This is a genomic window from Psychrobacter sp. AOP7-B1-25 (genome assembly GCF_052376195.1).
Lineage (GTDB): Bacteria > Pseudomonadota > Gammaproteobacteria > Pseudomonadales > Moraxellaceae > Psychrobacter.
Genome location: NZ_JBQSVK010000035.1, coordinates 1 through 5,157, shown reverse-complemented (window position 1 = coordinate 5,157; position 5,157 = coordinate 1). Strand labels below are relative to the sequence as shown.

At 39.0% G+C, this 5,157-nt stretch carries 6 protein-coding genes; 4 read left to right on the top strand and 2 right to left on the bottom strand.

Going from position 1 to position 5,157, the window contains the following annotated elements; genetic code table 11:
• Window positions 1–233 precede the first annotated feature (233 nt).
• On the top strand, window positions 234–692 hold the full coding sequence (locus ACT3QR_RS13800) for a DIP1984 family protein (protein WP_077450785.1): 459 nt from the start codon (window positions 234–236) through the stop codon (window positions 690–692).
• 402 nt (window positions 693–1,094) lie between these two features.
• On the opposite strand, the gene repM is transcribed toward ACT3QR_RS13800, so the two are convergent.
• Complete coding sequence (gene repM, locus ACT3QR_RS13795; RefSeq protein ID WP_087040291.1) at window positions 1,095–2,042, bottom strand: replication initiation protein RepM; 948 nt, start codon at window positions 2,040–2,042, stop codon at window positions 1,095–1,097.
• 439 nt (window positions 2,043–2,481) lie between these two features.
• On the bottom strand, window positions 2,482–3,384 hold the full coding sequence (gene mobV, locus ACT3QR_RS13790) for a MobV family relaxase (protein WP_443215980.1): 903 nt from the start codon (window positions 3,382–3,384) through the stop codon (window positions 2,482–2,484).
• 458 nt (window positions 3,385–3,842) lie between these two features.
• Here mobV and ACT3QR_RS13785 point away from each other — a divergent pair, with 458 nt between their 5' ends.
• The 3 genes from ACT3QR_RS13785 to ACT3QR_RS13775 all read left to right on the top strand — a co-directional run bounded on the left by ACT3QR_RS13785 (window position 3,843) and on the right by ACT3QR_RS13775 (window position 4,746).
• Complete coding sequence (locus tag ACT3QR_RS13785) at window positions 3,843–4,118, top strand: hypothetical protein (protein WP_444521861.1); 276 nt, start codon at window positions 3,843–3,845, stop codon at window positions 4,116–4,118.
• Between the two features lie 90 nt (window positions 4,119–4,208).
• Window positions 4,209–4,493: a type II toxin-antitoxin system RelB/DinJ family antitoxin gene (locus ACT3QR_RS13780; RefSeq protein WP_201513071.1), complete on the top strand. Its 285-nt coding sequence runs from the start codon at window positions 4,209–4,211 to the stop codon at window positions 4,491–4,493.
• The gene (locus tag ACT3QR_RS13775) at window positions 4,480–4,746 is read left to right on the top strand and encodes a type II toxin-antitoxin system RelE/ParE family toxin (protein WP_444521860.1); all 267 of its coding nucleotides are present in this window, start codon (window positions 4,480–4,482) and stop codon (window positions 4,744–4,746) included. The genes ACT3QR_RS13780 and ACT3QR_RS13775 overlap by 14 nt, the downstream gene beginning before the upstream one ends.
• Window positions 4,747–5,157 lie beyond the last annotated feature (411 nt).

Sequence of the window (5,157 nt, the reverse complement as noted above, 5' to 3'; positions counted from 1 at the left end):
CCGTGATGATTAACTACTGATACCCTGTATTGCATATAGCCTCAAATATTAAAAAGCCCCAAGCTACTTTCTCAAGTGGCATGGGGCTTTTTAATAGCAAGTCTAAATAAACAATTATTGGTACCATGAGTCTACAACCAAGCATTCAAGTCCTCACTAGTGAACCGAACCAAGTAAAGCATCTGATTGGTTCCCTTAGGGTTATACTAATAAGGTGTTAAAAGGAGCTAAAAATGAAACTCGCAGAAGCCCTACTTATTCGTAGCGATATGCAAAAAAAACTTGCTCAAATTAAAGGACGTATTCGTAGTAATGCTAAAGTTCAAGAAGGCGATACGCCAAATGAAGATCCAAGTCATCTAATAATTGAGGCTAGTCAAGTCATTACTGAGCTATCTACTTTGATTGAACGTATTCACCGTACCAATGCAGTTGCTAAGACGGATAAAGGTCAATCAATGCTGACGCTATTGGTTGAACGCGAGGCGTTGGAGATGCGCCACAAACTATTAATTGAAGCAATTGAAGCGACCGACACTGAGGCAGATCGTTATAGTCATCGTGAAATTAAATGGAATATTATGGTCTCAGTAGCTGGGTTACAAAAGCAAGCCGATGACCTGGCGATGAAACTACGCAAAATTAATATTGTCATTCAAGCCAATAACTGGCAAATTAACCTTGTTGAATAAGATTTGTAGACTACTAAATTTATAATTCTCTATTCTTATAGTCATAAATGAATAGAACCACCTATTGGAACCGATTGGGCGAGTGTCAGACCCCTTACCTACACAACAGGGGGTTGAAAAAATACTGTAGTGTTTGTCATGCGTTGCGGGTAGACGCTTTTTTTACTACTTATGCCCCGAACACATCACAGCTCACAAGGTACTACTTAGACCTTACTACCAGATACTGACAGTCGGTTTCAACTTTACGTTTAATGCCTCTTGATACGCCGATTATCAAGAGCGTCATCTACGAGTACTACGCATTTACCAAACTCAACACCCCGTGTTAAACCTCTCTAATCCACGACTCCATTCAAGTCCTCACTAGGGAACCGAACCCATCTAACACACTCATAAGACCTAGTATTCAAGATACTCTCTGATGGGACGTTTATTAAACTGTGTAGGGTCTTTTTTAAGGCGGTTAACCATTTCAAACTCCCATTCTTGCTGTGACTGCCCAGCTGGGCTAGTTGGGCTTACTAAATGATTGTATTCCGCCATAAAAGCAGGGTTACGAGCAATTCGCCCTAGCTGCTTATCATTCAATCCATCGACCGTAAACATATCTCCTGTACTAACGTCGCGCTCCTTATTAACTACATCCGTCTTAGCTTTTGGCTTTTCATAAACAGTAAAACTAAATCCTGCAATTTTGCGACCTTTTTTCTTTTGAGTGTAACTAACATTGAGATCTGATTTTTCGTTTATCTCTTCAACAGCAAGGTTTAAGACCCTTTTTTTGAAGTTGCTCATAGTTTGATATTCATCATCTTCAACTCCAAGCTGACCTCTAAATTTCTCCAATTCAAAAACAGGTGTTTTTTTGGCTTGCTTCCATTGAACCAGCAGCTCATAGAGCCTTACTGAATAATTACTATCCATTTCAGCTGTTTGTTCTAGTAAATATTTAGTAAAAAACTCTTCAGCCCCATCAATCCGAGTAATTCCTTGTACTACAGCTGGAGTAAATACAACTTCAATCGCTCCTTCGTCATCTAAATATCTAACTTGGGATAACCAACGAGATTTAACTAACTTACCTTCATCATCAACATAGCTAAAGCGTCTGTTAAATAGCGTATCTTCAGCGTCCTTCATCATTAGATAACCGTTTTGGCGAGTGGTATTAAAAACTTCAGCATATCTTTTAGCATCAATACGAAGTGGTATCTCTGCACTCAACCCTGTACCAGTTTCTCTAGCGTCTACAACGGCTAACTGCACAATGCGTATTTCTGATAGTTTTAGATTTTGTAGTACGGTGTTTAGATAGTTGGTTTTCACCACTAAATTAGATTTAGACATAATAACCTTCATAATTGAATACTTATATTTAATTGTATCTTTGAATACTTTTTTATTCAAGTATTCAAATGGTAAGTAAACGTATTCGAATGGGTAAGTAAACGTATTCGAATGGGTAAGTAAACGTATTCGAATGGGTAAGTAAACGTATTCGAATGGAGGTTTCAGACCTTTAGTAGCAAGGGATACAGAGGGCTTAAAAGCATTTAAAAGCATTTAAAAGCATTAAAAGCATTTTTTTTATTTTTTACTAATGAAAAAGACAAAAGAAAAAAGCATTAGTTACCACAAAATATTTGGATTTTTTATGCCTTCTTGGATCAGATGATTGATCAACTCTTTCTTTCTAGTTTGTTCATCAATTTATTTTTTACCTTAGTAATAAGCTATAGAAACCGCTCTATCTGTCTATAGGATTAGATTTAATAGCATTAAATATCTATTTTGATAGATACCTAGCCCTTTCATATTTAACCCTCTCTACAGCGATTCTACGGCTTTCTAGCTGCATTGCCTCATTTACTCTAGCAATTTCCTCTTGATTTAACCCTTCAGTCGCCAGTAAGTAAGGCTCAACACGTTTTTTAAGGGTGTCATAGCTCGCTTCCGCAACGCTTTTATCCAATCTAGCTTTCTCATAGTCCATTAGGATGCTGTTAGCAGCCTTCACAGTCGGTTCTATTTGCTCAATAACGGCTGCTGTGACCTTTTCCCTATACCGAGCCTTGCTTTCAAACATTTCAGGCTTAGGTGATACGGTTTCGATACTAAAATCTCTCGCGTGATTGATGTCATGGTAATACTCCTTGATGCTGGTATGCTTGGCTTTAGAGCCTTCTTTACCCCTCGTTAACCCTAAATCAGCGACCGTATTGGCAAAATCGGTTTGCATCTTGTTTAATTTAGCCCTTCCACCTAGAAAATCCTTACAGTTGAGCTTACCTCTTTGGTCAATAGGAACTACATAAGCGACTAGGTGCGGTGTGCTTATGTCCCGATGAATACTCATACTCGCAATGTTTTCTTCCCCATGCTTATCCATGAGCCACTGAGCAGATCGTTTAAAAAATTCTCCTTCTTGGCTTTTTCCCCAGCCTTCCCATTCAGGACTGGCGGTTATTAAATACTCGATACATAGCACCGCATCAGAGCGTCTTTTTTCAGGGAGCCGGTCTTTTATTGCCTGTTTGACGGCTTCAGGGGTAGCAACGCTATGATAATTTTTAGGGGTGAGGTTGGGGTCAGTATTGGGCGTTTCTATCGTTCGGTAGCTGTGTGCAAGACTGCCACCAATGTTGCCCATCGTCTTCAATTTCGCCGTCCTCAAAATTGCATAGTTCATTGCCACTTTTTCCTGATAATTAGGTGTTATTTCACTAAAGTGTACTTACTACACCATAATTTCACCCGTTACGAAAGCGTAATTTTTACGGCAAAAGGCAGTAAAAAAGGGCTGTTTTTCACTGTTTTTCAACTTGGCTGTTTACAGATTGTAAACGCATTTTTTCTTTTTAAATCAATACCTAAGAGCGATTTTGTTTGCACTTTGTATACACCTGAATTTCAATAAACCTAACAATATCAGCTATTTGGCAGTCCCTTTAGGGTGCGTAAGGTGTAGTCATCAAATTAGGTGGGAAATAACGGATTTTTTAACTGTCGTAAAATCTGCTACAAAAAAGGGGTTATAAGAGCGTTACTTCTCGTTTTTCACTGGCATAATCTTAGGCTGGTACAAACAACTTATTAACCTAAAAAAATCATCTGTAGCTACAGATGATTCTAATAGCGGAGTTATTTATGAGCATGATCGGTGTATCAGTAGCCAGCAGTAAAAGTCTTCAACTTGAAGCCACTCAAGAAGCCTACAATAGAGCTGTTGTGAAGCTTAATTTGCTGTTAATTGAAGATAAAACCCACGAAGAAGTGGTCAGAAGCAAGTTATTTGAAGTCATGGATGAAAGAAATCAGCTTGGGAAATACTCCACTTCCGATCTTTATGTCATGCAAAAAAGCATTGAGAAAACGGTTGATGATTTTCTTGCTGGATTGAATGAGCAGACTATTACCACTTAGATTAGCGAGAAGATGGAACGCTAAAGCCATTGAGGTTTAATCACCTTTCGCTTATATTGGATGTATAGATATAAGCGAAAGGTGATTGCTATGACTACAACTAATTATAATATACGGCTTGACCAGGATCTGAAGGATAGGTCTTTTTCTGTTCTAGAAAGCTATGGACTAACACCTTCACAAGCCATAAGACTGTTCTTAAACCAAGTAGCCGATACTAATGCGATTCCTCTGTCTTTTGACTATCAACAACCTAAGCTCAACGCGCAAACTATCGCTGCTATTGCAGAGGTCGCGAGCGGTAAAGGCACTAAGTACAACAGCTTTGGTGATTTGATGGATGAGCTAGAAGGCGAGGCTGATGAGATCCATTGAAGTATCCAGTCAGTTTAAGAGAGATGCCAAAAAGAATTATCTAAGCTTGCTCACTCCTGCATGGGGTGAGGTGCTTAATTGTTTGACTAACGATATACCGCTACCGGCTAAATACAAAGATCATGCGTTGACCGGCAATCATAAGGGGTTTAGAGACTGCCACATCAAACCTGATTTGGTACTTATCTACCGTGTTCAGAGCGAGACGGTAGATTTTGTTAGGCTGGGTAGCCATTCAGAGGTGTTTGATTAGCCTGTTTTAAGTGGTTCCACAATGACAGTCTGTTTTGAGTAGTCTGTTAATAGGTTTTTGGGGTGAAACAGCTGGTTCCGCTGGGGTATACCACAAGAGAACCAATGAGATCGAATCCTTCTATCCAACGTTATTTGAGATAACGCCCGTTACGTTTTTCAGCATAAATCACTTAGACATAGTGATTAACTGTATGTCATTATTTACTTTTAAATTAATCTCTTATTCTAATTAATAAACAGTCTGCCGAAAGACTGACGCATTTCAGGGTCTTATTATGAAAAAACTATCAACATTGAAGAAATCTCTTGTAATGGCACTGAGTGTCGCAAGCTTTAGCATGGCCTCTGTTTCAGCCACTCAAGCAGCCACTGCTATGAATGAGGTAACGGCAGCATCACAGAGTAAGAT

Coding starts and splice junctions, on each gene's coding strand:
- ACT3QR_RS13785 (WP_444521861.1), top strand. CDS start 3,843: ATGAGCATGATCGGTGTATCAGTAGCCAGCAGTAAAAGTCTTCAACTT.
- ACT3QR_RS13775 (WP_444521860.1), top strand. CDS start 4,480: ATGAGATCCATTGAAGTATCCAGTCAGTTTAAGAGAGATGCCAAAAAG.
- ACT3QR_RS13800 (WP_077450785.1), top strand. CDS start 234: ATGAAACTCGCAGAAGCCCTACTTATTCGTAGCGATATGCAAAAAAAA.
- mobV (WP_443215980.1), bottom strand. CDS start 3,384: ATGAACTATGCAATTTTGAGGACGGCGAAATTGAAGACGATGGGCAAC.
- ACT3QR_RS13780 (WP_201513071.1), top strand. CDS start 4,209: ATGACTACAACTAATTATAATATACGGCTTGACCAGGATCTGAAGGAT.
- repM (WP_087040291.1), bottom strand. CDS start 2,042: ATGTCTAAATCTAATTTAGTGGTGAAAACCAACTATCTAAACACCGTA.